The organism is Streptomyces albus subsp. chlorinus (assembly GCF_013302895.1).
Classification (GTDB): domain Bacteria; phylum Actinomycetota; class Actinomycetes; order Streptomycetales; family Streptomycetaceae; genus Streptomyces; species Streptomyces chlorinus.
Genome location: NZ_VJOK01000001.1, coordinates 278,133 through 301,149 on the forward strand (window position 1 = coordinate 278,133; position 23,017 = coordinate 301,149).

Sequence of the window (23,017 nt, forward strand, 5' to 3'; positions counted from 1 at the left end):
CCTCGCTACCGGGCGCCGCCGTCGCGCCGTGTCGAGGCCCGGAAGCGCAGGTCGGGGCCGATGACGACGGGCCCGTCCGGTGTCGCGGCACCGGCGAGTCTGGCGAGCATCAACTCCACACCGGCCGCGGCGAGTTGCTCGTGGCTGAGGTCCATCGCGGTGATCGGGGGGGTGGACAGCCGGGAGTGCTCCGAGTCGGTCAGCGCCGCGACCATCAGGTCCTCGGGGACACGGAGGTCCAGCTCCCGCGCGATCTGGACGACGATGGCGGCGAAGTCGCTGGTGGCCACCACCACGGCGTCCGGACGGCGCGGGACGGTGAGCAGCCGGCGGATGCGGGTCGCCGCACTGTCCGCGCTGAGGCTCTCGCTGAGCAGCTCGGTGCGTGCCCGGTGCCCGTGCCGTTCGCACCAGGCGTGGTACGTCTCGCGGGTGCGCCGGTTCCAGGCGTTGTCCTCGCCGCCGGTGAACAGGGTGACCCGGTCGGCGCCCTGCTCGCGGAGGTGGTCCAGCAGGCCGGAGACCGCGGTGGAGTAGTCGAGCCGGACGGCCCAGGGCAGCTCCGGCCGCTCCGGGTCCTCCTCGATGGTGACGAGCGGGACGTTCCGCCGCAGCAGTTCGGTCACCACGCTGTCCCCGCCGTACGGGTGGGCGACGATGCAGCCGTCCATCGGCACGCTGGCCACGGCCGGGTCGTCCAGTTCGGGAACGTGGATCAGCCCCACCTTGCGCCGCAGCATCTCGGTGGCGACCGAGCCCACCAGCCGGTTGAAGGTCTCGGCGCGGTCGCGGGTGTGCGCGACGGCGAAGCGCGGGCGCAGGACGAGCCCGACGAGGCCGGAGCGGCCGGTGCGCAGCGAACGGGCGCTCGGGTTCGCCTCGTACCCCAGCTCGGCCGCCGCCTTGAGGACGCGGTCCCTGGTCGCCCGGGAGATCGGCCTGAGCCCGGAGAAGGTGTGCGAGACGGTGCTGATCGACACCTCGGCCCGTTCGGCGACGTCCCGGATGGTGACCTTGCGTTTGGAGGTTCTGCCGCCCACCGGCGTCGACTCCTTTCGGCCTCCTCGGTCGGACCAAGTATCGCCCATGCCCGGCGCACACGTGGCGGGTGGTCGCCGGATGCCCTTCCGCACGACTCTTGACAGTCCGAGGCGGGGAGTCCCAGGGTGGCCGCACGCGTCAAAACCTTTTGATGGGATCGCGATGACTCCTTCGAGCGGCTCCCTCCTGGGAGAAGACCCGGGAAGATCCACCGAACCACGGACCGTCGGCGAGGTCTGCGACGGCATGCGACTCGGCCCGGCACATCTGGTCGCCGGTTCCGTACTGTTCTTCGCGTTCGTCGTCGAGGCATGGGAGCAGGTCGGCCTCGTCTACGTGTCGGACGGCATCGCGGCGGACTTCGGCATCGGCAACACCCGGCTGGGCTGGGCCCTGTCGGCCGTCGCGTTCGGGATGGTGCCCGGCGCGCTGCTGTGGGGCAGGCTCATCGACAGGCTCGGCCGCCGCCGGGTGGCCGTCTCCAGCCTGCTGCTCTACGCCCTGCTCGCGCTGCTCGCCGGGCTGTCGCCGGCCTTCTGGCCGTTCCTCGTGCTGCGGTGCCTGTCCGGGATGGCCTTCGGCGGTGTCTACACCGTGACGTTCCCCTACTTCCTGGAACTCCTGCCGACCAGATGGCGCGGGCAGGGCGCGGTCGCGCTGTCGATCGGCTTCCCCGTCGGCACGCTGCTGTGCATCGGAGTGAGCCAGACCCTCGGCGCGGTCAGCTGGCGGCTGGTCGCGGTGGTGGCCGCGCTGGCCGGCCTGTGGGCCCTGGCGATCCGGCGGTGGGTGCCCGAGTCGCCGTACTGGCTGGCCCGCCAGGAACGCCATGCCGAGGCCGTCCAGGTGCTGCGGCGGCTGGGCAGCCCGGTCCCCGAGGGTACGCGCTTCGCCCACGACGACGGACGCACCGGCACCCTGCGCAGCCTGTTCACTCCCCCGCTGCGCCGTCGGTTCCTGCTGCTGCTCGTCGTCTCGTTCGCGTTCAGCTGGGGCTACTGGGGGCTGCAGACCTGGCTGCCGGTGCTGCTGGAGAGCAAGGGGCTGAGCATGTCCGGCGCGGTGGGGTTCGTGGCCCTCACCCAACTCGTCTCGGTGCCGGGGTACGTGCTCGCCGCGTGGCTCACCCGCCGGTTCGGCCGCAAACCCGTCTTCCTCACCTTCGCCTTCGTCTCGGCCGTGGGCGGCCTGCTGTTCGGCTTCGCCACCAGCCAGACCCAGACGTACGCCGGCAACCTCCTGCTGTCCTTCGTCTCGCTCGGCGCGTGGGGCATCTGGAACACCTGGTCCGGAGAGATCCTCCCGACCGGGCTGCGCGGGATCGGCTACTCCTGGGTGACGGCGGCGATCCTGCTGGCCAACACCCTCTCGGCGCCCGTCATCGGCGCCCTGATGGACAGCGGCCTGGCCACCGGGGTCACCGTCGGCTCGATCATGGCCTTCCTGGTCGTCGCACTGCTCGCCGCCCTCCCGATCCAGGAGACCGAGGGCCGCGCCCTCGACTGACACCGAGCCCCGCGGCTTCCGGCGGCGGTGGCACACACGAACCCGATCCACCCTCAGCGGTAAGGAGTTGCGATGACATACCGGGTCGCCATGGACATCGGTGGCACGTTCACCGATGTCGTCACCTTCGACTCGGCCTCACGCCAGGTCCGCGCGGGAAAGGTCCTGACCACACCGGACGACCTGGCCCGCGGGGTCTTCGACGCGCTGGAGCGGTTCCGGCTCCCGTTCGACGAGGTCTCCTTCTTCGTCCACGGCACCACGCAGGGCCTCAACGCCCTCCTGGAGCGCCGGGGCGCCAACGTGCTGATCGTCACCTCGCGCGGCATCGGCGACGTCTACCGGATCGCCCGCGGAAACCGGGAGCGGCTCTTCGACCTGCACTACCGCAAGCCGACGCCGCTGGTGCCGCGCGAGGCCGTCGTGGAGGTGGGCGGCCGCTTCGACGCCACGGGCGAGGAGCTGGAGCCGCTGGACGAGGACGCCGTCCGCCTGGCGGCCGAGCGGGTACGCGACGAGGGCTTCGACGCCGTGGCCGTGTGCTTCCTGTTCGCCTTCCGCAACGCGGAGCACGAGCGCCGGGCGGGCCGCATCCTGCGGGAGGAACTCGGCGAGGACCGGCTGGTCGTCCTCTCGCACGAGGTCGCCCCCGAATGGCGCGAGTACGAGCGGACGTCGACGACCGCCATGGAGGCGTACACCGGGCCGTCGGTGCACCGGTACCTCGACAGGATCGAGGCACGCTTCACCGACAAGGGCCTCGACGTCCCCGTGCACGTGATGCAGTCCTCCGGCGGGCTCGTCAACGCGGACTTCGCCCGGCGGCACCCGCTCCAGACGCTGCTGTCCGGACCTGTCGGCGGCACCATGGGCGGGGTCGCGGTGAGCGAACTGCTGGACCGTCCGAACATCATCTGCGTCGACATGGGCGGGACCTCCTTCGACGTCTCGCTCGTCATGGACCACGAGGCGGACGTGTCCCCGAGCGGCAGTTGCGAGGGGTTCCCCGTGCTGATGCCGATGGTCAATCTGCACACCATCGGCGCGGGAGGCGGTTCCCTGGCCTACGCGGAGGGCACGGCGCTGCGGGTCGGCCCGGAGTCCGCCGGGGCCGTGCCCGGGCCCGCCTGCTACGGGCGCGGCGGCAGCCGGGCGACCGTCACCGATGCCAACTGCGTGCTCGGCAGGGTCGATGCCGGCTCCTTCGCCGGCGGCGGGATGAAACTCGACCTGGACGCCGCGCACCGGGCCGTGGCGGCGCTGGCGGAAGAGCTGGACATGGACACGGTCGAGCTGGCCTCCGGTATCTGCGACGTCGGCAACGCCAAGATGGCGCAGGCCATCCGCACACTGACCGTGGAACACGGCCGGGAGCCGGGGCAGTTCGCCCTTCTCGCCTTCGGCGGCGCGGGGCCCATGCACGCGGCGTTCATCGCCCGGGAGATCGGGATCACCGAGGTGGTCGTCCCCCGGTTCCCCGGCGCCTTCTCCGCATGGGGGATGCTGGAGTCCGACGTGCGGCGCGACTTCAGCACGCAGTTCCTGGCCACGAACGACACTCTCGACACCACCGCTCTGGCCGAGGCACTGGAGAGGCTGCGCGGCCAGGCGGACGAGGCCCTGACCGAGCAGGGCATCGACCCGGCCGACCGGTCCGTCACCCACGGCATCGACATGCGCTACGAGAGTCAGGACTACACACTGACCGTGCCGATCCTGGACACCGACGAGGTGACCGGCACCGGCTTCGTCGAGATCCTCCAACAGCGCTTCGCCGAAGCGCACCACAAGCGCTACGGCCACGCCACCCCGGGCGCCCCGGTGCAGTTCGTCGCCCTGCGCACCACCGGACACGGGCGGGTGGAGCGCGCGCACAGCGAGGCCGAGGCCCCCACCGGCCCGGCCCCGTCCCCCGTCACCCGGGATGTCGTCTTCGACGGCACGACCCGGCCCACCACCGTCGTCGCCCGGTCCGCACTGCCCGTGGGCACGCGGCTCGCCGGCCCGGCCATCGTGCACGAGGAGACATCCACGACGGTCGTACCCCCGGACGCCGAACTGCGCGTCGACGACAACGAGTTCCTGATCATCACCCTCGCCGCGCGGCCGGAAGCGGAGGACCTGGCATGACCATCAGCCCCGTCACCACCGAAATCATCCGCTCGGCACTGATCCAGGCGGCCGAGGACATGAACACCACCCTCATCCGGTCCGCGTACACGCCGACGATCTACGAGGGCAAGGACTGCGCCGTCGCGCTGCTGGACCGCCAACACCGGGTCCTCGGCCAGTCGTCCGGGCTGCCGATCTTCCTGGGCAACCTGGAGGAGTGCTCCCGTCGCACCGAGGAGGAGTTCGGTCCGCAGGTGTGGCAGCCCGGCGACGTGTGGGTCCTCAACGACTCCTACATCGGCGGCACCCACCTGAACGACTGCACCGTCTACGCGCCCATTTTCGTCGGCGGGGAACGCGTCGGTTTCGCCGCCTCGCGCGCCCACTGGATCGACATGGGCTCCAAGGACCCCGGCGGTTCGATGGACTCGACCACCATCTACCAGGAGGGCCTGCGCATGGGGCCCACCCGGATCGTCGCCGGTGGCGAGGAGTGCGCCGACGTGGTGCGGCTGATCGCGACCAACGTCCGCTTCCCCGACGTGACGCTCGGGGACATGCGCGCCCAGGTCGCCTGCGCCCGCATGGGGGTGCGGCGCCTGGGTGAGCTGTTCGCCAGATACGGCGCGGCCACCATCGAGGAGGCCAGGCAGGAGATCTTCGCGCAGACCGAGCGGCTGGAACGGCAGCGGATCGCCGAGATCCCCGACGGCACCTACGAGGCCACCGGTCACCTCGACAACGACGGCATCGACCTGGCGGTTCCGCTGGAGGTCACGGTGCGGGTCACCATCGCGGGCGAGCGCATGACGATCGACCTGACCGACTGCGCGGACCAGACCACCGGGCCGGTCAACTGCGGTCGCGCCCAGGCCGTTTCGGCCGCGCGCGTAGGCTACAAACTGCTGATCTCCCCCGCGGTCAGCCTGAACGGCGGCTCCTTCGCGCCGCTCGACGTGCTGGTGCGGGACGGGTCCATGCTCGGAGCCGGCGAGCCGGCGGCATGCCAGTACTACTACTCCAGCCTGGGCATGCTCATCGACCTCATCGTCAAAGCGCTGGCACCGGTGATGCCCGACAAGGCCGCCGCCGCCAGCTACGGCGACTCGATGATCGTGCAGTTCGCCGGCCACAACCCGCGCACCGGCAAGCCGTTCGTCACCCTTGAGGCCACGGTCGGCGGATGGGGCGCGTGGCGGGGCGGCGACGGCGAGAGTGCGCTGATCAACAACGTCAACGGCTCGCTGTGCGACCTGCCCATCGAGGTGTTCGAGACGCTCTATCCCGCGCGGGTCACCGAGTACCGCATCCGGCAGGGCTCCGGCGGCGCGGGGAGGTGGCGCGGCGGCGACGGCGTGGTGCGTGAGTACGTCATGGAAGCCGACCAGGACCTCTCGCTGTGGTGGGAGCGTTCCGTCACCCCGGCGTGGGGGCTCGCCGGCGGCCGGCCGGGCACACCACCCCGTGTGGTGCTCAACCCCGGCACCGGGAACGCCCGCGACCTGCTCAAGGCCAACAGCCTGCGGGTGCGCAAGGGCGACGTGCTGCGCTGCGAGTCCGGCGGAGGCGGGGGCTACGGGGACCCGGCCGAACGCGCGGCGGAGGGGAATCACGCGGTGGACGGGGATCACGCGGCATCACGGAGGGGGTGAGGCCGGGCGGGCTGTTCCCAGCCGGGAGCGGCCCGCCCGACGAGGTACGGGTGCCCGAGCGATCCGGGCGGCGGAGCCGGTGATCACGGGGCGGAGCGCGGTAGATTGGCCGTCATGTCTTCGGTACTTGTCATCGGTTACGACCCCCAGGCGATACCCGGTGTCGACGCGCGAGCGCTGACCGCCGCTTTCGACGCGGAGTTGGCCCGATTCGGTGAGCACGGCATCGATGCGGCCTCGGCGCTGGTCGTCTCCGGCGAGTCGGCCGAGTCCGTCCTCGTCCCGTCACTCACCGAACGGCCCTGGCGAGTGGTGGTCATCGGCGGCGGTATCCGCAAGGAGGAGAGCTTGCTGCCGCTGTTCGAGCAGATCGTGAACCTGGTGCGCCGTCACGCGCCGCAAGCCGCCATCGCGTTCAACACCAGCATCACGGACACCTTCGCGGCGGCGCAGCGGTGGCTCTGACCCCGTTCCGACCCCACCCCCTGCGGCGTTGCCCGAGCGGCCCCCCGCGTCCTCGCCGGGGGCGTTCTCCCGTGTCCCGCGCCCGCGGCGGGATGCCACCTCGTGATCGATCGCCATCAGCCGCCCGGGAACCAGTACCCCGCCCACCAGCCGCCCCATCCACCGACGGCCGCGTACCCGCAGGCGCACCCGCGCCCCTCCCCGTACGCACAGCCGCAGCCGGCACGACAGCCGCCTTTCGTGCCGGTGCGACCGCTGCGCTCGCTGGTCGGCGCTGAGGGCGACCCGTACGGGGACACCTGAGGGCTGCGGTACGTGCGGAGCCGGGAACTGCGCCGGTGACCGGCCGCCCGGCCGCGACCACGCTGGGGCCGCGTCTGCTCGACGGTCCCGCCTCGCTGACCGCCACGGGAGCCCGGGCCCCGCCCCGTGGTGGTCAGCCCTGGTGCGTCTCCTGCCACCGGCTGCGCAGCCGGTCCAGCTCCCGCAGAGCCTCCGGTGTCCACACGGTGCGGCCGTGCACGAACCGGCGGATGGCCTCGTTCGCGGCCTCGCGCGGGTCCCGCTGTGCGTCCGCGCTGCTGGTGTCTGCCCCCTGGGTCATGGCCAGTAGTGTACGGAGCGCATACATCACAGGCTATTAGGCGCGCAACAGTGTGATGAGAGACAAGCTGGGGCATCTGCGGATATCGCCGCGACGAAGCCCTCGGCCCGGCAGGGGCGGCTGCGGTCGGCCCTCCCGGCGAGGGCCTCACGAACCCGTCGGCCAGACCACCACGTGGGCGACGACGACTCTCCCGGCACCAGCACCCTGGCGGGCCGGCGGCGCCCCGAGCCCGTCGCCGCGCTCTTCGCCCGCCGCCTTGGACCGCGTCGTCCTGCCGGCCGGGGACCGCCCGTGGCAACCGCGCACCGGTCCCGGAACGGGCCCCGCGCGAGGAGTGGTCCGGCCGCGCGGCCGAGGCTAGGCCGCCGCCGCTGCCAGGGCGCGCAGGCCCCGGGCCGAGCGCGATCCGGGATCGGCCGTGATCAGGACGACTTCCTGGTCGTCCTCGGGGACGAGGAGCACGTCGCAGTTCAGCCGGAGTCTGCCCGCCGTCGGGTGGTCGAGCGTCTTGGTGCGGTGACCGGGGGCGTGTACCGGTCCGGTCTCCCAGATCCGGCGGAACTCGTCACTGGCGTCGTGCAGCTCGGACAGCAGGGAGGCGAGCGCCGCGTCGTGCGGGTAGCGGGCGGCCGCCCGGCGCAGACGCGCCACCACGATGTGCCCGGACTCCTCGGTGCTGGAGCTGTCGGGCATCCGTCCCGCACCGAGGAAGCGGCGACGGGCCAGGTTCACCGTCCCCCGTCCGAGGTCCCCGCCCAGCAGCGCCCGGGCCAGCGGATTCCAGGCGACGACGCCGTAGGCCGCGTCGGTGACGAGCGCGCCGGTCTCCGGCAAGCGCTCCAGCATCCGGGCCACGTGCGGGCGCACACGTCGCACGGCGCCCGCGGCGGGCGGCGGCACGCTCGTCCCGGCCAGGCCGAACAGGTGGCCGCGCTCGGCCGGCGTCAGGCGGAGGGCCTGGGCCAGCGCGTCCAGGACGCGGGGAGAGGGCCGGGGGCCGCGGGCCTGCTCCAGCCGGGTGTAGTAGTCGACGGATATGTGGGCCAGCTCCGCCACCTCCTCGCGGCGCAGTCCCGGGGTCCGGCGCCGGGTCCCGGTGGGCAGACCGAGCTGCCGTGGGCGCAGGGCCGTGCGGCGGTCCCGCAGGAAACGGGCCAGTTCGTCCCGCGCCATGGGCTGCCCTCCTCCGTCGCCTGGTACGGGTTGCTTTCCCGGTGCCTGGTACAAGTTGTCCCTGGCAGGCCGGGCCGCGCCAGGGGATCGTGGCTGCCATGAACGATCGCACAGCACTGGTGACCGGTGCCAACAAAGGCATCGGCAAGCAGATCGCCCGCCTGCTCGCCGCCGAGGGTTTCCGCGTGTACGTGGGCTCCCGCGACGCCGGCCGCGGGCGGCAGGCCGCCGAGGAGATCGGCGACGCCGCGCGTCCGCTGGTTCTCGATGTGACCGACCCGGACAGCATCGCCGCGGCAGCCGACCAGGTGGACCGCCTGGACGTGCTGGTCAACAACGCGGGCGTCTCGCCCTCGCTCGCGCCGCCGACCGAAACGAGCACGGATGTCCTGCGGCGCACCTACGAGACCAACGTTTTCGGCGTCGTCGCGGTGACCAACGCCTTCCTGCCCGCCCTGCGCCGCTCACCGCGTCCCCGCGTCGTCAACGTGTCCAGCGGCACCGGATCACTGACCTGGAGCACGAGCCCGAACCCGCAGTTCGCCCCCGGCAGCGGGGGCGCGGCCGCCTACCGGTCGTCGAAGGCGGCCCTCAACGCCCTCACCGTTCTGTACGCCCAGACGCTGGCCGAGGAAGGGTTCAAGATCAACGCACTCGCTCCCGGCATGCGGGCCACCGGCCTCAACTCCTTGGCGGCCGAGGCCGGCGGGGACCCGGCGGAGGCCGCACGGGGAGCCGTACGGCTTGCGCTCCTGCCGGACGACGGACCGTCCGGCTCCTTCTTCTCCTGGGACGGGACGTCCGTGCCGTGGTGAGGGACGGCCCCTCGCGCACGGACAGGGCGCAGGGGCCGCTCACGGCATGGAGCGCCGGGGCGGGTGCGGTGCCGTGATCACCGGGGGCCTCCGGCGGCACGACGCCGTGACCGGCGCGCCGGCCGCCGGAGCGTCCCTTCCGTCCGCTTCCCCTCAGGCCGGAGCTTTCTGTCCGTCCGCTTCCCCTCAGGTGGCTCGCGAGGTCACCCGAACTGGCCGGGCTGGTAGTCGCCCGCGGGCGTCTGGAGCATGACGTTCCCGCGGTTGAAGGCGTTGATGACCGCGACGACGCCGACCAGAGCGGCGAGCTGCTCCTCGTCGTAGTGCTTGGCGGCGTTCGCCCAGACCTCGTCCGGGACGCCACCGGCCGCGTCGGCGATACGGGTGGCCTCCTCCGCCAGCTCCAGCGCCGCACGCTCGGCCTCGGTGAACACCGTGGCCTCCCGCCAGGTCGCGACCAGGTTGAGGCGCTCCGCCGACTCACCAGCGTGCACGGCGTCCTTGAAGTGCATGTCGGCGCAGAAGGCGCAGCCGTTGATCTGGCTGGCGCGGAGCTTCACCAACTCCTGCGTCGAGGCGGGCAGGCCGCAGTCCTCGAGCACCTTGCCCGCGGCGATGAGGTGCTTGAAGACCTTGCCGAGGACCGGGCTGGTGAAGGGGTTCAGACGGGCTTCCATGAGGCGCTCCCTCGTGTTGTCCGGTGGTTTCACCCCTACGACGGAACAGCCCCGGCCGGTTGTGACATGAAGCAGTATGACGTGCGTCTCCACCGCCGAACCCGCGTCTCCACCGCTGCGGCCTTCCGCGCACGGAACGGGCAAGGCCGAGCGACATGGTGAGATCTGGCATGACGAACGACCAGCTCACGATCACGCATCCGGCCGCCCTCCACGGCCCGGCGCCGTTCGGCCGCGGCCACCCGGTGCTGCCCGAGGTGGACGCGGTGGCGGCACGGCCGTAGCGGGACGCTGTCGCGGCGACCACGCTGGTAGTTTCCCCCGAGAACACTGATGGCTGGGAGGGAACATGACGACGGCGGACGCGGTGCCCCTGGTCTTCGTCCACGGAACGCGCTTCAGCGCGGGGCAGTGGAGCACGCAACTCGCCGCGCTGGGGGACGAGTTCCCGGTGACCGCCATCGACCTGCCCGGTCACGGGCGGCGCTCGGCGCAACGCTGGAGCCTCGACGCCGCGACGGACGTCATCGCATCAGCGGTGGACTCGCTCGGCCGTGGCCCCGCCCTCGTCGTCGGGCACTCCCTCGGTGGGTACGTGTCGCTGGACTTCGCACGGCGCCGTCCGGAACTCCTGCGCGGGCTGGTCCTCGCCGGGGCGAGCGCCTCGACGCGGGGCCTGTGGGCAGCGCCGTACCGGTGGATCGCCGGGCAGGTGCCCCGCATACCCGCGGACCGGCTGGCCCGGTGGAACGACCGGCTGCTGCGGCGGCTCTACCCGCCGCACGTGGTGGAGGCGACCATCCGCTCCGGCTACGCCTTCCACACCCTCCCGGCGGCCTGGAAAGACGTACTGGGCGCCTTCGACGCGCGGGCGATGCGCCATGTCAAGGCACCGGTGCTGATCCTGAACGGTGAGAAGGACACGCTCTTCCGCGCGAACGAGGCGGACTTCGCACGCGCCCACCCCCGGGCGCGGATCGAACTCATCCCCCGCGCGCGCCACCTCGCCAACTTCGACGATCCAGCCGCCTTCAGTGACGCTGTCCGCCGCTTCGCCCGCCACCTCCCCGCTGCCGCAGCCGCACCGGAACCGGAGCGCCCCGAGGGCATGGGCGAGGCCCCGGCCAGTGCCGCGCCGACGCCCGGCTGAGCCCCGCCCCGGGCACACCGGGAGCGGGGGTCACCGCAAGCGCGGCGGCACGCCGAGTTCCGACGGGGTGAGCCGGAGCATGCGAACGCGGCGACAGAGGTGGCGAGTCGCTCCCGAAACGGCGACAGCAGCCATGGGAAAGGCCCGGCCCGCGCCGAACGTCTCCACCACTGACGCCTCGGCGTACCTCACGACCGCCGACAACGCGAGGGCCGGCCACGCTCGCGCGTACCCCCGTCCGCGGGCGCGGGAGCGGGCGCGGACGCGGCCGAGGCACGGTCGGAGAGCGGGGCCGCGGCCGGAGCCGACTCCGAGGTGGATGCCGGCCCCGGTGCCGACCGGCGCAGGTCCCGGTACCAGCGCCCCCACGCGTCCAGTTGCCAGACGATGTCCTCCAGGGTGCGGCCCGTCCGCGTCAGGGAGTACTCGACCTTGGGCGGGACCTGCGCGTACACGGTTCTCAGGACGATGCCGTCCGCTTCCAGTTCGCGCAGTTGCCGCGTCAGCATCCGCTGGGTGACGCCGGGGAGCGCCCGCCGCAGCTCTCCGAAACGCATCGGGCCGTCCAGCAGGTACTTCACCACCGACAGCTTCCACTTGCCGCCGAAGACGCTCGTTGCCGCTTCGAGGGCGCAGTCCTCCGGCAGCTGCTCGATGTTTTCCCGCATGCCCGCCTCTCACCTGCGAGGGTATACAGAGTGGTACTACAGCACAGAAAAGACCGTACTGGGCCGGCGGAGCCGTAGTCACTAGCTTCGGCTCCATGAACATCCGGCCGGGACCCGGCTCCCCCTGCTCCCCGCCCCACCTCACCGAGGCCCACTGCCCCTCCCCCGCCGGGGCCGTCGGGACCGCCGGGACGGCCCGGCCCCCAGGATCTGCCACCGCGCCGGTACGCCGATGGGCCGTGCTCGCCGTGCTCTGCACGGGCCTCTTCCTGGCGGGCATCGACCTGACCGTGCTGCACGTCGCCGTGCCCGCCCTGAGCCGGGATCTGCTGCCGACCAGTGCCGGCCTGCTGTGGATCGCGGACGTCTATCCGCTCGCTGTGGCCGCCCTCCTCATCACCTGCGGCACGCTCGGCGACCGGCTCGGGCGCAGGCGCATGGTGCTCGGCGGGTTCGCTGTCTTCGGGGCCGCCTCGGCGGCTGCCGCGTTCTCGGGCACACCGGCCCAGCTGATCGCCGCCCGGGCGGTGCAGGGGGCCGGAGCGGCGATGTTCATGGCGTCGACGGTCGCCCTCATCAGGGAGGTGTTCACAAACCGCCGTGAACGCGCTGTCGCACTCGGCCTGTGGACCTCCGCGAGCGGCGTGGGGGCCGCGCTCGGCCCCGTGCTGGGCGGCCTCCTCGTGGACCGCGGACGGTGGGGCGCGGTCTTCCTCGTCAACCTGCCCGTGGTGCTGGCCGCGCTGGCCGCCGGAGCATGGCTGCTCCCCGCGTCCCGCGACCCCGCTCCCAAGCGCTGGGACGCCCCAAGTGCCGTGATGTCGGCGGCGGGGCTGGCCACCCTCGTCTACGGGGCGAAGCGTGCGGCCGACCGGATGGCTGTCGACATGGCCTCCCTCTCCGCGCTGGCCTGCGGCCTTCTGCTGTTGGCGCTCTTCGTCCACCGCCAGCGCATCCTCCGGGAGCCGCTCCTCGACCTGTCCCTGTTCGCGGACCCCCGGTTCTCGGTCGCCACGGTGGCAGCGCTGGTGTGCTTCGGCTGCTACGCCACCCTCCTCTTCCTCGTCACCCAGCAGTCGCAGCTCGTGAACGGGCGCTCGGCACTGGGCACCGGAGTGCTGCTGCTGCCCTTCGCCGTCGCCGGTGCCCTCGGTGCCGCCCTCGCGCCGTGGCCCGCCGCGCGCTGGGGACCTCGCTGGGTGGTCACCGCCGCCCTCGGATGTTTCGGGACGGCCTTCTGCGGGCTGGCCCTGACCCATGCCGACGGCGCCGGCCCCGGGACAGGGACCCTTGTCGCGCTGCTGGTCCTCGCGGGCTTCGGTGCCGGGGTGGTCATGACGCTCGGCGCCGACGCCATCACCTCCGCGGCCCCGGCCGGACGGGCCGGCGAGGCCGGAGCGATACAGGAGACCTCCTTCGAACTGGGCTCGGGCCTGGGCATCGCCGTGTTCGGCACCGTGCTGACGCTGGTCTACCGTGCTCAGCTGAAGCCGCCCGGGGAGCTTCCGGCCGCCACGGACGCGCGGGCGCGGCATTCCCTGGCCGCCGCGCTGGCGGAGGCCAGGGGCGCGGGCCCGCACGGAGCACCGTTGAGGGAAGCCGCCCAGCACGCCTACACCCAGGGTTTCGCCGCTGTCGGCGCTGTCGCGGCGGCGGTGCTGGCGGGCACCGCCGCACTGGCAGCCGTACAGCTGCGACGGCGATGACGCGCACCGCTCCGGCCGACCCGGACGGCCGCACCGCACGCCCGGCACCCCGCACCCGGCATCCGCGTCCGGCGTGCCCGGGGTGAAGTTCATCGGGCGTCCGTCCCGTCGTCCCACGGGCGCCAGTGGCCGGGCGCGCGACCATCTCTCTTCCCCGGAGGCACCACTGCGCGAACCGGTCAGGAATGAAGAAGCGGCACGCTCGCAGCCGCCGTAGCGTGACTTTCATGCGTACCACCACCTGCACACACGGGAGCACGGCATGAAAGCGCACATCAGCTCGGTCCTCCTCGGCGTCCGTGACATGGAACGCTCCAAGCGGTTCTACACAGAGGGCCTCGGCTGGAAGATCCAGCGGGACTACGGCGTCTCGGTGTTCTTCGAACCGGACGGCGGCTCACCCGTCGGCTTCTACGCCCGCGAAGGCCTGGCCGAACAGGTGGGGACGAGCCCGGAGGGCAGCGGTTTCAGCGGACTGGTCCTCACCTACGTGGTCCGCAGCGAGGCGCGGGTCGAGGAGATCATGGCGGAGGCCGAGAACGCCGGCGCGACGATCCTCAAGCCCGCCGGGACCCTTCCGTGGGGCGGCTACGGCGGCTCCTTCGCGGACCCGGACGGCTACATCTGGAGCCTCGGTTACAGCGCCCAGGGTGAGGACCAGCCCTACGCGGAGTAGCCTGCCTCGTCCAAGGGAAACAGGCCGCACCACCGATGACCGGAACCGTCCGCCGATGACCGGAACCGTCTGGGTCCGGACGGCACCGCAGAAACGGCCACGCCCCGGGAGCCCAGGAAATGAGTGACATCTTTCGGCGATCAGTACGAGAACGGCAGCCTGCTCTGGAGCTGTCCAACACCGGCACGGCCGTGCTTCTCGACGTCCTGGCCCTCGCTGCGTGCGAACTGGCCGAGACCGAGTGGGAACGGCGTTTCGCGCTGGTGTGCTGCGACTCCAGGACAGGCGGCGGCAACGACGGGTTCGACCTCGACGAGTTGCCGTGGGACCGGGAATGGCGGACCCAGCACGACTTCCTGCTGCGCGTGGTCGACGCGGCTTTGTCGCATCGCGGGTGGGACGTCCTGCCGTACCAGCCGCGCGGAATGCACGGCCATCTGGAGAGGTTCCGCGAACTGGTCGCCGGCTTCGTACCGGAACCGCCGCTCTCCGACCCCCTGTATGTGTGGGAGTACGAGCGCACCGAGGCCGACTACCAGCGGTGCGAGGAACACGGGCTCTTCCTCGGGCTCTTCACCCACTGCCGGCTGTGCCCGGCGACCACGACCGGCAACGCCTCCGGGCCGGACGCGCTCGCCCGCGGCACAGCGAGCGCGTCCGGCCCGGGAACAGCGGGCCCCGGCTGAGGGCAGGTCAGCGGGTGGCGATGAGTTCGAGCGTGTCGATCACCCGGTTCGAGAAGCCCCACTCGTTGTCGTACCAGGCGACCACCTTCACATGGCGGCCGTCGACGCGGGTGAGGGCCGAGTCGAAGATGCAGGAGGCCGGGTTGCCGGTGATGTCCGACGACACCAGCGGATCCTCCGAGTACTCGAGGATTCCGGCGAGCGGCCCCGCCGCCGCGGCGCGGTAGGCCCCGAGCACGTCGTCCCGCCCCACGTCGCGGGAGACGGTGGTGTTCAGCTCGACGATGGACCCCACCGGCACCGGCACCCGGATCGAGTCGCCCGACAGTCTGCCGTCGAGCGCGGGCAGGACGAGACCGATCGCCTTGGCGGCGCCCGTCGTGGTCGGCACGATGTTGACGGCGGCGGCACGGGCACGGCGGGCGTCGCGGTGCGGGCCGTCCTGGAGGTTCTGCTCCTGGGTGTAGGCGTGCACCGTGGTCATGAACCCGTGCTCGATACCGGCCAGCTCGTGGAGGACCGCGGCCAGCGGGGCGAGCGCGTTGGTGGTGCAGGAGGCGTTCGAGACGATGGTGTGCAGGGCCGGGTCGTACGCCTCGGTGTTGACGCCGTAGGCGAGGGTGACGTCGGCGCCGTCCGAGGGTGCGCTGACGAGCACCTTTTTCGCCCCGGCGTCGAGGTGGGCGCGGGCGGCCTTGGCGGACGTGAAGCGTCCGGTCGCCTCCAGCACGACGTCCACACCGAGTTCGGTCCACGGCAGCTGCGCCGGTTCCCGTTCGGCGAGCACCTTGACCCGCCGTCCGTCGACGACGAGGTGGTCCCCCTCCGCGGTCACCGGGCGTCCGAGCCGCCCTGCCGTCGTGTCGTAGGCCAGGAGCCTCGCCAGGGTGGCGGGCTCGGAAAGGTCGTTGACGGCGACGACCTCGAGGTCGCTGTCGCGTTCGAGCAGCGCACGCAGCACGTTGCGCCCGATGCGGCCGAAACCGTTGATGGCGATGCGCGTCATGGGTGGTGGTGTCCCTTCGTTCCTTGGTTTCCCGAGCCCCGGGCCCACCACCACGATCGCGCTCCGCGTCCGCCGGTGACAGTGGCGTGATCGCCATAGATCACAAGTATTCCGCCACCACCAGCCACCAGCCACCAGCCACCAGCCACCAGCCACCAGCCACCAGCCACCAGCCAGCGTGCCCCGGGTGCCCCGGGTGCCGAACGCCCTGTTGGACGTACCGCGCCGCGGCTACTCGCCCTGGGTGAAGGTGCGCCGGTACTCGCTCGGTGTGACGCCGAGGATGCGCTGGAAGTGCAGCCGCAGATTGGCGCCGGTGCCCAGACCGACGTCGGCGGCGATCTGCTCGACACTCCGCTCCGAGCGCTCGAGCAGTTCCCGGGCCATGTCGATGCGGGCACGCATCACCCACTGCATCGGCGTGTACCCCGTGTCCTCGGCGAACCGCCGCGAGAACGTACGCTCCGAGACGCCCGCGTGACGGGCGAGCCCCCTGAGGGTGAGCGGCTCACCGAGCCGGTGCAGCGCCCACTCCCGGGTGGCGGCGAACCGCTCACCGAGCGGCTCCGGCACGCTGCGCGGTACGTACTGGGCCTGGCCGCCGCTGCGGTAGGGGGCCGCGACCAGACGCCGCGCCGCGTGGTTGGAGGCCGCCACGCCCAGGTCACCGCGCAGGATGTGCAGGCACAGGTCGAGCCCCGAGGCGGCACCGGCCGAGGTCAGCACACTGCCCTCGTCGACGAACAGGACGTTCTCGTCCACGTGGACCCGCGGATGCTTCACCGCCAGGGCCCGCGTGTAGTGCCAGTGTGTCGTGGCGCGCTTGCCGTCGAGCAGACCCGTGGCCGCGAGCGCGAAGGCGCCCGTGGAGATGGCGGCGAGCCGCGCGCCCCGGTCATGGGCGGTGACCAACGCGTCGACGACTGCTCGCGGTGGGTCCTCACGGTCGGGGAACCGGTAGCCGGGGAGGAAGACGATGTCGGCCCACGCGAGCGCGTCCAGGCCGTCGGCGACGTGGTACGACAGGCCGTCCCCGCCGGTCACGAGGCCGGGCGCGGCGCCGCAGACCCGTACCTCGTACGGCATGCTCGCGCGGGTGCTGAACACCTGCGCGGGGATGCCGACGTCGAGCGGTTTGGCGCCCTCCAGCACGAGGACGGCGACGTGCCGGAGGCGGGAGGTTGTCATGGGAGTCAGATTACGAGGGCCGGGGCACCTCCTGGCCGGCACAGGAGACCTTGCCCTCGCTTCCGGCGGCCCGCCCCAGGGGTTCCCGGGCCGGGCCGGGCCGGGCCGGGCCGCCGCAAGCGTGCTCAGGCCGGCCGCAGCAGTTCCAGCAGGGCCGCGGCGGACCAGGAGAAGTTGCTGGAGTTGCGGCCCTTTCCGGTGAGGGGGTGGTAGTTCTCGTGGATGGGGCCCTCCCCCAGCAGTCCGTCGGCGCGGGTCAGCAGCCGCTCGGTGATCCGGCGGGCGTCCCGGTGATAGCCGTAGGCCCGCAGACCGAGGACGGCGAAGTACGCCTGGTCGAGCCAGACCAGACCGCGCCAGTATCCGGTCGGGTCGAAGGCCGGGTTGTTCCGGGCGACGGTCGGCATCGGCAGAGGTGTCGCGAACTGCTCCTCGTCGGTGAGTGCCGTGCGCACCCCGGCCGCCTGCCGGGCGGTGGCCACCCGCGCCCACAGCGGAATCGCCCCCTCGATGCCCTTGCCCGCGCCGGTGCGGGGGTCACCGTGCAGGGCGCGGTCGTAGAAGAACCGGGTCTTCGGGTCCCACATGCGGGAGCGGATCCGCTTGCCGAGCGCGGCGCGCTCGCGCAGCAGCCGGTCCGCGTCGGCGACGCGGCCCAGTACGCGGGCGGCCCGGGCAAGGTACTGCTTCTCGGCGTACAGATAGCAGTTGAGGTCGACGGACTCCTGGCGCAGGGAGTAGCCGACGGTCCTGCCGCCCTCGTCCTTGTTGGCGGCGACCGCGACCTCGTCGAAGCGCGGGGCGTTGTCCATGCCGCTCTCCCAGGCGGCGGCCAAGCGGCGTTCCTTGGATGAGTCGTTCGCCGGGTCCACTGTGGCGCCGTACTCGGCCAGGCCGTTGCCATCGTGGTCCCGGTTGCGGTACCACCACGCGTGGTAAGCGGTGAGTTTCGGGTACATGCGGTGCAGGAAGCCGGTGTCGCCACCGCGCCGGTAGACCTCCCACACCGCCCAGGCGGCGAGCGGCGGCTTGGAGTTGCGCTCGTTCCAGTTGATGCCGCCCTGCCGCACGTTGTTGTAGAAGACGGCGTCCGGGACCATTCCGGCGTCCTGCGGGCGCTGGGCGGAGTCCTCGGTGATCTGGTGGTCGAACATCGCCTCGATCGCCGCCGCGGCGAGACGGGGCTCGAACAGGGCCGTGGAGACGGCCTCCTTCCACGAGTCCCACGCCCACGCTCCGCCCGCGAACCAGGTGTAGGTGAGGGACGGCGTGATCACGTCCTTCTTCAGCAGGCCGGCCGGGCTGCGCCAGTTGGTCAGCAAGGTCTGCACGGCCTTGGCCGCCGCGCGCCGCCGGTGTGACGGTACCCGCTCCAGCGCGCGGGTGAGGTACCCGCTCCAGCGGCTCTCCGTCCGGGCGAGGACGCGTGCGGGATGCCTCAGCGCCGCACGCGCCGTGGAGGCGTCGGCGTGCCGTTCCGCGGTGGTGAAGGTGTAGCTCTCCGTCCAGGCGAAGAGGGTGCGCTCGCCGGGATCGAGCCGGCGGGCGTGGCGGGCGGTGCTGCGGTAGTGGTCGGCGCGCACGGTGGTGTGCACCGGCTCGGCGTGCCGTACCTCGAAGCGGGCCTGACCGGTCGTCAGGAACTGTTCGTGGTCCCGCACCCGCGCGAAGCGCACCGCCACTCCGGTGCCGGTCGCCGCCAACTGGGGTGCGCTGCGGACGGGTTCCTCGGTGTGCCGCAGCAGGGCCCCGGACCAGTCGGCGCGCACGGTGCGCGGGGCGCTGCCGCTGTTGCGTACCTCCGCGGTGACGAGTGCGGTGCGGTTGCTGGCGTAGCACAGGGTCAGTGTGACCTCCAGTCCGGAGACGGTGCGGTGCTGGACGAGCCGCCCGGGAACGCTGTGCGCGCGGGGCACGGGATCCTGCCGCAGGTCCACCCGCTTGCCGGTGCGCATGTCGGTGAGCCCGAAACAGGTGAACGCCCGGCTGAGGTACCACGGGTACTCCTCCGCCAGATACAGCGGCCCGCTGAACCCGAGGCCGGCGCCCAGCGGTTGTTCGTCCGCCGCGTCCGGCAGGCCGTAGGCGTGCCAGGCGCCGAGGTCCGCGAACACGTTGAGCGGGTTGTTCTCCGGCGGCTGGGCCGCCGCGGGAAAGCCGCGCAGGTCCAGCAGGTCGGTCAGCTCGCCCGCCGGTGCTCCTCCCGGCTGCTCCGGGCGCGTGCCGGGTTCCTGTTCGCGTCCGTCCGTCGGGCGCTGCGCCGCCTGGGCGGGAACCGCGCTCAGTGCGACGGCCCCGACCGGTGCGAGCGACAGCGCGGCGAAGCCCCTTCTGGTGACATCCGGCATGGCGCGGCTCCAGGTCTCCCACGGCCCCGCGTGGTCCGGGCGTCGGCACCCTGTCAGGCGTTCACTCGCTGTCGCACACCCGGCGCCCCGGCGGCGCTGCCGGGCCTTTCACGTTCGTCTTCCGAAAGCGAACCTACGATTCCGGGCTGGTTGTGGCAAGAGGTTGATCTTTCATCGAGGGCTGATCACGCTCATGGAGGGCTGGTTCACGCGATCGGCGCCTTCGGCACCCCGCCCTCGCGCCCGCGCACATGCCACCACCTGCCGCTGCACACCGCTCAACGCGACCGGTTTCCGGTGAGGAGACGGTAGACCAGCAGCACGATCACCGAGCCGACGATCGCGGCGACCCAGGTCGACAGGTGGAAGAAGCCGTTGATCGACTCGACTCCGAAGAGCACCTTGCCCAGCCAGCCTCCGAGCAGTCCGCCCACGATGCCGATCAGCATCGTGACGAGGCAGCCGCCGGGGTCCTTCCCCGGCGTGAGGGCCTTCGCGATGGCCCCGGCGAGCAGACCGATCAGGATCCAGGCGATGATGCCCACGGAAAACACCCTTTCTCTCGTGTGCGGGAGCGGCACCGAAGTGATGCCGAGAACCTGCGGGGTATCCGGCGGCAATAGGTCCAAACCAGGCGAACACGGTGCTGACCAGGCACCACCACGCCACCACGCCACCAGCATGCCGCCGTTCGGACTGTTTCAGATCACTTCGCTTCAGACCGCTGCCGCCGCGCCCCCTTCCCCCGGACGCGCTCCGCCCGCACGGGGACGCATGATGAGCGCGGCGACGTAGTACGTGCACGGTTCGGAACCCTCGTTGGCGTAGGCGTGGACGACGTCCGCGGCGAAGTAGGCCGAGTCGCCCTCGGCCAGGACGACGGGTGTGCCGGCGAGGGTGAGCCGGAGCGTGCCGGATTCGACGACGACGTACTCGTGGGAGCCCGCGGCGTAGGCCGGGAAGCGGCCCGCGTCGCAGCCGGGCGGCAGGGTCGTGCGGATCCATTCGAAGTTCACTCCGGGTACGACCGGCGTCAGGATCGTGCGGTGCCACCCACCCGGTTCGTCGATCCTCTCCTGGTCGGCGGCGCGTCGCACGACGACCCGGTCATCCTCGGGTTGCGCCACGAGATCGGTCAGGGGCACGCCGAGACCCTCCGCGACGCGGGCGAGTACCACGACCGTGGGCGCCTTCCGGCCGCGCTCGATGGAGGACAGCATGCTCACACTGACGTCCGCCGCCTCTGCGAGTTGCTGGAGGGTCAGCCTTCGATCGCGCCGCAACCCCTGGACGCGCGCACCCAGTGCCGCGAGGTCGAACATTATTCTATAATAGCCACGATTTTCGCTATAGAGAAATGAGCTGTCGTGACAGTGCCCTCGGTGACCATTCGACCCGCCACCCCCGCGGATCTGGAGGCGGTGGCCGGCATCTTCGCGCACTACGTCACCCACACCGTGATCACCTTCGAGCAGACGCCACCGCCCGCGGCCGCATGGCGGGAACGGCTCGACGAACTCACCGCCCTGGGTCTGCCGTTCCTGGTCGCCGTGGTGGACGGCGACGTGGCCGGGTACGCCTACGCGGGCCCATGGCGGCCCAAGCCCGCCTATCGCCGCACGGTGGAGGACACGATCTACCTCTCCCCGGACCTGACAGGGCAGGGGCTGGGCAGCGCACTGCTCGACGCGACACTGACCCGGTGCGCCGAAGCGGGCATCCGCCAGATGATCGCCGTCATCGCGGACACCGGGAGCGATGCCTCCACCTCACTGCACCAGCGCTTCGGCTTCACCCACGCCGGCCGGCTGACCGGTGTCGGGCACAAGCACGGCCGCTCGATCGACACCGTGCTCATGCAGCGCTCCCTGGCCACCGCGCAGAACGGATGAACCGGCCCCTGTCTGTCGCCGCCGGGCGCTCGCGACGCACATCGCGCCCGCGTACGGCCTTCTACGCACCGCAAGATTTCGCCGACGAGTGAGCAACTGAGCGTATCCACCTGCGGCCCCGGCCGCCCTAGGCTGGAGAAATGCCGTACAGCTACACCGTCACCGCCCATTCACCGGCCGGCCCCGAGGCCGTCTACGCGGCGCTCGTCCGCGCGGCGACCTGGCCGTCGTGGTCACCGATCGACGCCGCGGAGATCGAGGGCGGGGGCGACCCCGGGGAGCGACAGGACGTCGGCGACGTCCGCGTCTTCCGCACCGGCCGGGCCGTCTCCCGGGAACGCATCGTCGAACTCGTCCCCGACCAGCGGTTCGGTTACGAGAACATGGGCGGCCCCTTCCGGTCCTACCTGGGGAGCGTCCTGCTCACCGAGGGGCCGCGGGGCGGCACCGACATCACCTGGGCGGCGGATTTCGAGCCGAAACTGCGTTTCTCGGGGCCGTTCTGGCGGTGGTACCTGACCCGCTTCATGCAGCGGATGGTCGACGGCCTGGCCGCCTACGCCGGTTCGGCATCGGCCCGGGAAGGGGCCAGGCCGGCCGAGTGACAGCGAAGCGGTGGTACCCGCCCCACCGCTGACGGATGCCCCCCGCGGGTGACAGCGGCACCAGGCCGGTGCGTCCATGTCCGCACCGGTCTGGTGCCGCTCCGGGACATACGGGTTCCGTGGGCCCCGGCAGTGGACTCTCCCTCTGCGGGAGGGCCCACCATGGCGGGGTGCGGATCGAACTTCTCACCATCGGGCGCTTCGCGCGCCTCTGCCGGCTCAGCGTCAAACAGCTGCGCCACTACGACGAGTTGGGGCTGCTGTCCCCGGCCCGTGTGGATTCCGGCTCCGGTTACCGCTACTACGCCCCGGAACAGGCACGCGATGCCCTGACCATCGCCCTGCTCCGCGACATGGATCTCCCCCTGCCGGTCATCGCCCGGACGCTGGCCGCCGACTCCGGGCACAGGGCACGGATCCTGCGCGCCGAGCGGGACCGGCCGGCCGAGCGGATCGGCCGGGACCGGACACGGATCCGGATGCTGGAGCGGCTGGCGGAGGACGGCCTGCCCGGTTACGAGGTGACGACTGGCAGGGAGCCGGAGCGGCGGCTGGCGACGGTACGAGCGGTATGCTTCCGCGCGGACACCGGGCAGACGGTCGGGGCGTGCGTGGGCCGGCTGCTGCCGGCACTCGCCAAAGCGGGCCTCGCCTGGGAGCCGCCGCTGTGGGGGCTGTACCCGCTGGATCCGGAAGAGCGGATGGACATCCGCGTCGGAGCGCGGACACCGGACACGGAAGAAGCGCGGATACCGGACACGGAAGAGACGCACGGCCCGCACCGGGAGGAGCCCCTCGGCCTGGAGTCCCAGGTGCTGCCGGGCGGCCTCGTCGCGGAAACCGTGCACACCGGGTCCTATGAGGAGCTGCCCTTGGCCTGCAACGCGCTCTTCGCCGCCATCCATGAGCGCGGGCTGCGCCCGCGCGCGCCTGTGCATGAGGCGTATCTCGTGGGACCGGCAGAAGCACCGCAAGAGGAACTGACGACCCGGCTGGTCGTTCCCGTCCAGGAGAGCGACGAGGAGGGCGCGGCGTGAGCGCAGT

Annotated in this window: 22 protein-coding genes; 12 read left to right on the plus strand and 10 right to left on the minus strand. The window is 72.0% G+C overall.

Features of this window, described 5'->3' with window-relative positions:
• Positions 1–5: 5 nt before the first annotated feature.
• Positions 6–1,040, minus strand: coding sequence for a LacI family DNA-binding transcriptional regulator (locus tag FM076_RS01350; protein ID WP_345944842.1), 1,035 nt, complete (start codon positions 1,038–1,040; stop codon positions 6–8).
• A 163-nt stretch (positions 1,041–1,203) separates the two neighbouring features.
• Between FM076_RS01350 and FM076_RS01355 the strand changes: the two genes are divergently transcribed.
• The 4 genes from FM076_RS01355 to FM076_RS01370 all read left to right on the plus strand — a co-directional run bounded on the left by FM076_RS01355 (position 1,204) and on the right by FM076_RS01370 (position 6,776).
• A complete protein-coding gene (locus FM076_RS01355; protein ID WP_243274257.1) occupies positions 1,204–2,547 on the plus strand; it encodes an MFS transporter in 1,344 nt (447 codons plus the stop codon).
• Between the two features lie 72 nt (positions 2,548–2,619).
• Positions 2,620–4,677: a hydantoinase/oxoprolinase family protein gene (locus FM076_RS01360; RefSeq protein WP_173868118.1), complete on the plus strand. Its 2,058-nt coding sequence runs from the start codon at positions 2,620–2,622 to the stop codon at positions 4,675–4,677.
• Positions 4,674–6,311, plus strand: coding sequence for a hydantoinase B/oxoprolinase family protein (locus tag FM076_RS01365; RefSeq protein ID WP_173868119.1), 1,638 nt, complete (start codon positions 4,674–4,676; stop codon positions 6,309–6,311). Before FM076_RS01360 ends, FM076_RS01365 begins: the two co-directional genes overlap by 4 nt.
• Before the next feature lie 114 nt (positions 6,312–6,425).
• Entirely contained in the window at positions 6,426–6,776 is a 351-nt protein-coding gene (locus FM076_RS01370) for a hypothetical protein (RefSeq protein ID WP_173868120.1), read from the plus strand.
• Between the two features lie 436 nt (positions 6,777–7,212).
• Here FM076_RS01370 and FM076_RS01375 read toward each other — a convergent pair whose 3' ends face one another.
• Both FM076_RS01375 and FM076_RS01380 read right to left on the minus strand, forming a co-directional pair.
• Positions 7,213–7,380: a hypothetical protein gene (locus FM076_RS01375; protein ID WP_173868121.1), complete on the minus strand. Its 168-nt coding sequence runs from the start codon at positions 7,378–7,380 to the stop codon at positions 7,213–7,215.
• A gap of 360 nt (positions 7,381–7,740) precedes the next feature.
• Complete coding sequence (locus FM076_RS01380; RefSeq protein WP_173868122.1) at positions 7,741–8,556, minus strand: helix-turn-helix transcriptional regulator; 816 nt, start codon at positions 8,554–8,556, stop codon at positions 7,741–7,743.
• A gap of 98 nt (positions 8,557–8,654) precedes the next feature.
• On the opposite strand from FM076_RS01380, the gene FM076_RS01385 reads away from it, so the two are divergent.
• Entirely contained in the window at positions 8,655–9,371 is a 717-nt protein-coding gene (locus FM076_RS01385; RefSeq protein ID WP_173868123.1) for an SDR family oxidoreductase, read from the plus strand.
• Between the two features lie 203 nt (positions 9,372–9,574).
• Here FM076_RS01385 and FM076_RS01390 read toward each other — a convergent pair whose 3' ends face one another.
• Complete coding sequence (locus FM076_RS01390) at positions 9,575–10,048, minus strand: carboxymuconolactone decarboxylase family protein (RefSeq protein WP_173868124.1); 474 nt, start codon at positions 10,046–10,048, stop codon at positions 9,575–9,577.
• 349 nt (positions 10,049–10,397) lie between these two features.
• On the opposite strand from FM076_RS01390, the gene FM076_RS01395 reads away from it, so the two are divergent.
• On the plus strand, positions 10,398–11,198 hold the full coding sequence (locus FM076_RS01395) for an alpha/beta fold hydrolase (protein WP_173868125.1): 801 nt from the start codon (positions 10,398–10,400) through the stop codon (positions 11,196–11,198).
• A 188-nt stretch (positions 11,199–11,386) separates the two neighbouring features.
• On the opposite strand, the gene FM076_RS34570 is transcribed toward FM076_RS01395, so the two are convergent.
• Positions 11,387–11,866, minus strand: a complete 480-nt coding sequence (locus tag FM076_RS34570; RefSeq protein WP_173868126.1) for a winged helix-turn-helix transcriptional regulator — start codon at positions 11,864–11,866, stop codon at positions 11,387–11,389.
• A gap of 95 nt (positions 11,867–11,961) precedes the next feature.
• Between FM076_RS34570 and FM076_RS01405 the strand changes: the two genes are divergently transcribed.
• The 3 genes from FM076_RS01405 (at position 11,962) to FM076_RS01415 (ending at position 14,934) form a co-directional block, all read left to right on the plus strand.
• Complete coding sequence (locus FM076_RS01405; RefSeq protein WP_173868127.1) at positions 11,962–13,572, plus strand: MFS transporter; 1,611 nt, start codon at positions 11,962–11,964, stop codon at positions 13,570–13,572.
• 262 nt (positions 13,573–13,834) lie between these two features.
• Positions 13,835–14,248, plus strand: a complete 414-nt coding sequence (locus FM076_RS01410; RefSeq protein ID WP_173868128.1) for a VOC family protein — start codon at positions 13,835–13,837, stop codon at positions 14,246–14,248.
• Positions 14,249–14,367: 119 nt separating this feature from the next.
• The gene (locus tag FM076_RS01415) at positions 14,368–14,934 is read left to right on the plus strand and encodes a hypothetical protein (protein ID WP_173868129.1); all 567 of its coding nucleotides are present in this window, start codon (positions 14,368–14,370) and stop codon (positions 14,932–14,934) included.
• Positions 14,935–14,941: 7 nt separating this feature from the next.
• Here the strand turns inward: FM076_RS01415 and gap are convergent, their stop codons facing one another.
• From gap to FM076_RS01440, 5 genes are all read right to left on the minus strand, one after another.
• Positions 14,942–15,940, minus strand: coding sequence for a type I glyceraldehyde-3-phosphate dehydrogenase (gene gap / locus FM076_RS01420; protein WP_173868130.1), 999 nt, complete (start codon positions 15,938–15,940; stop codon positions 14,942–14,944).
• Positions 15,941–16,171: 231 nt separating this feature from the next.
• Complete coding sequence (locus FM076_RS01425; RefSeq protein ID WP_173868131.1) at positions 16,172–17,128, minus strand: GlxA family transcriptional regulator; 957 nt, start codon at positions 17,126–17,128, stop codon at positions 16,172–16,174.
• Between the two features lie 125 nt (positions 17,129–17,253).
• A complete protein-coding gene (locus tag FM076_RS01430; protein WP_173868132.1) occupies positions 17,254–19,476 on the minus strand; it encodes an MGH1-like glycoside hydrolase domain-containing protein in 2,223 nt (740 codons plus the stop codon).
• A gap of 278 nt (positions 19,477–19,754) precedes the next feature.
• Positions 19,755–20,021 (minus strand): GlsB/YeaQ/YmgE family stress response membrane protein, encoded by a 267-nt coding sequence (locus tag FM076_RS01435; RefSeq protein WP_173868133.1) that lies wholly within the window; start codon positions 20,019–20,021, stop codon positions 19,755–19,757.
• Between the two features lie 171 nt (positions 20,022–20,192).
• Positions 20,193–20,798, minus strand: coding sequence for a helix-turn-helix domain-containing protein (locus FM076_RS01440; protein WP_173868134.1), 606 nt, complete (start codon positions 20,796–20,798; stop codon positions 20,193–20,195).
• A 45-nt stretch (positions 20,799–20,843) separates the two neighbouring features.
• Between FM076_RS01440 and FM076_RS01445 the strand changes: the two genes are divergently transcribed.
• From FM076_RS01445 to FM076_RS01455, 3 genes are all read left to right on the plus strand, one after another.
• Positions 20,844–21,368: a GNAT family N-acetyltransferase gene (locus tag FM076_RS01445; protein WP_173868135.1), complete on the plus strand. Its 525-nt coding sequence runs from the start codon at positions 20,844–20,846 to the stop codon at positions 21,366–21,368.
• 140 nt (positions 21,369–21,508) lie between these two features.
• Complete coding sequence (locus tag FM076_RS01450) at positions 21,509–21,973, plus strand: SRPBCC family protein (RefSeq protein ID WP_173868136.1); 465 nt, start codon at positions 21,509–21,511, stop codon at positions 21,971–21,973.
• 170 nt (positions 21,974–22,143) lie between these two features.
• Positions 22,144–23,010, plus strand: a complete 867-nt coding sequence (locus tag FM076_RS01455; RefSeq protein ID WP_173868137.1) for a GyrI-like domain-containing protein — start codon at positions 22,144–22,146, stop codon at positions 23,008–23,010.
• The last annotated feature ends 7 nt before the right edge of the window (positions 23,011–23,017 follow it).

What these genes read in the sequence shown, in the direction of transcription:
- FM076_RS01355 (WP_243274257.1), top strand. Translation starts at nt 1,204, where the DNA reads ATGACTCCTTCGAGCGGCTCCCTCCTGGGAGAAGACCCGGGAAGATCC.
- FM076_RS01360 (WP_173868118.1), top strand. Translation starts at nt 2,620, where the DNA reads ATGACATACCGGGTCGCCATGGACATCGGTGGCACGTTCACCGATGTC.
- FM076_RS01365 (WP_173868119.1), top strand. Translation starts at nt 4,674, where the DNA reads ATGACCATCAGCCCCGTCACCACCGAAATCATCCGCTCGGCACTGATC.
- FM076_RS01370 (WP_173868120.1), top strand. Translation starts at nt 6,426, where the DNA reads ATGTCTTCGGTACTTGTCATCGGTTACGACCCCCAGGCGATACCCGGT.
- FM076_RS01375 (WP_173868121.1), bottom strand. Translation starts at nt 7,380, where the DNA reads ATGACCCAGGGGGCAGACACCAGCAGCGCGGACGCACAGCGGGACCCG.
- FM076_RS01380 (WP_173868122.1), bottom strand. Translation starts at nt 8,556, where the DNA reads ATGGCGCGGGACGAACTGGCCCGTTTCCTGCGGGACCGCCGCACGGCC.
- FM076_RS01385 (WP_173868123.1), top strand. Translation starts at nt 8,655, where the DNA reads ATGAACGATCGCACAGCACTGGTGACCGGTGCCAACAAAGGCATCGGC.
- FM076_RS01390 (WP_173868124.1), bottom strand. Translation starts at nt 10,048, where the DNA reads ATGGAAGCCCGTCTGAACCCCTTCACCAGCCCGGTCCTCGGCAAGGTC.
- FM076_RS01395 (WP_173868125.1), top strand. Translation starts at nt 10,398, where the DNA reads ATGACGACGGCGGACGCGGTGCCCCTGGTCTTCGTCCACGGAACGCGC.
- FM076_RS34570 (WP_173868126.1), bottom strand. Translation starts at nt 11,866, where the DNA reads ATGCGGGAAAACATCGAGCAGCTGCCGGAGGACTGCGCCCTCGAAGCG.
- FM076_RS01405 (WP_173868127.1), top strand. Translation starts at nt 11,962, where the DNA reads ATGAACATCCGGCCGGGACCCGGCTCCCCCTGCTCCCCGCCCCACCTC.
- FM076_RS01410 (WP_173868128.1), top strand. Translation starts at nt 13,835, where the DNA reads ATGAAAGCGCACATCAGCTCGGTCCTCCTCGGCGTCCGTGACATGGAA.
- FM076_RS01415 (WP_173868129.1), top strand. Translation starts at nt 14,368, where the DNA reads ATGAGTGACATCTTTCGGCGATCAGTACGAGAACGGCAGCCTGCTCTG.
- gap (WP_173868130.1), bottom strand. Translation starts at nt 15,940, where the DNA reads ATGACGCGCATCGCCATCAACGGTTTCGGCCGCATCGGGCGCAACGTG.
- FM076_RS01425 (WP_173868131.1), bottom strand. Translation starts at nt 17,128, where the DNA reads ATGACAACCTCCCGCCTCCGGCACGTCGCCGTCCTCGTGCTGGAGGGC.
- FM076_RS01430 (WP_173868132.1), bottom strand. Translation starts at nt 19,476, where the DNA reads ATGCCGGATGTCACCAGAAGGGGCTTCGCCGCGCTGTCGCTCGCACCG.
- FM076_RS01440 (WP_173868134.1), bottom strand. Translation starts at nt 20,798, where the DNA reads ATGTTCGACCTCGCGGCACTGGGTGCGCGCGTCCAGGGGTTGCGGCGC.
- FM076_RS01450 (WP_173868136.1), top strand. Translation starts at nt 21,509, where the DNA reads ATGCCGTACAGCTACACCGTCACCGCCCATTCACCGGCCGGCCCCGAG.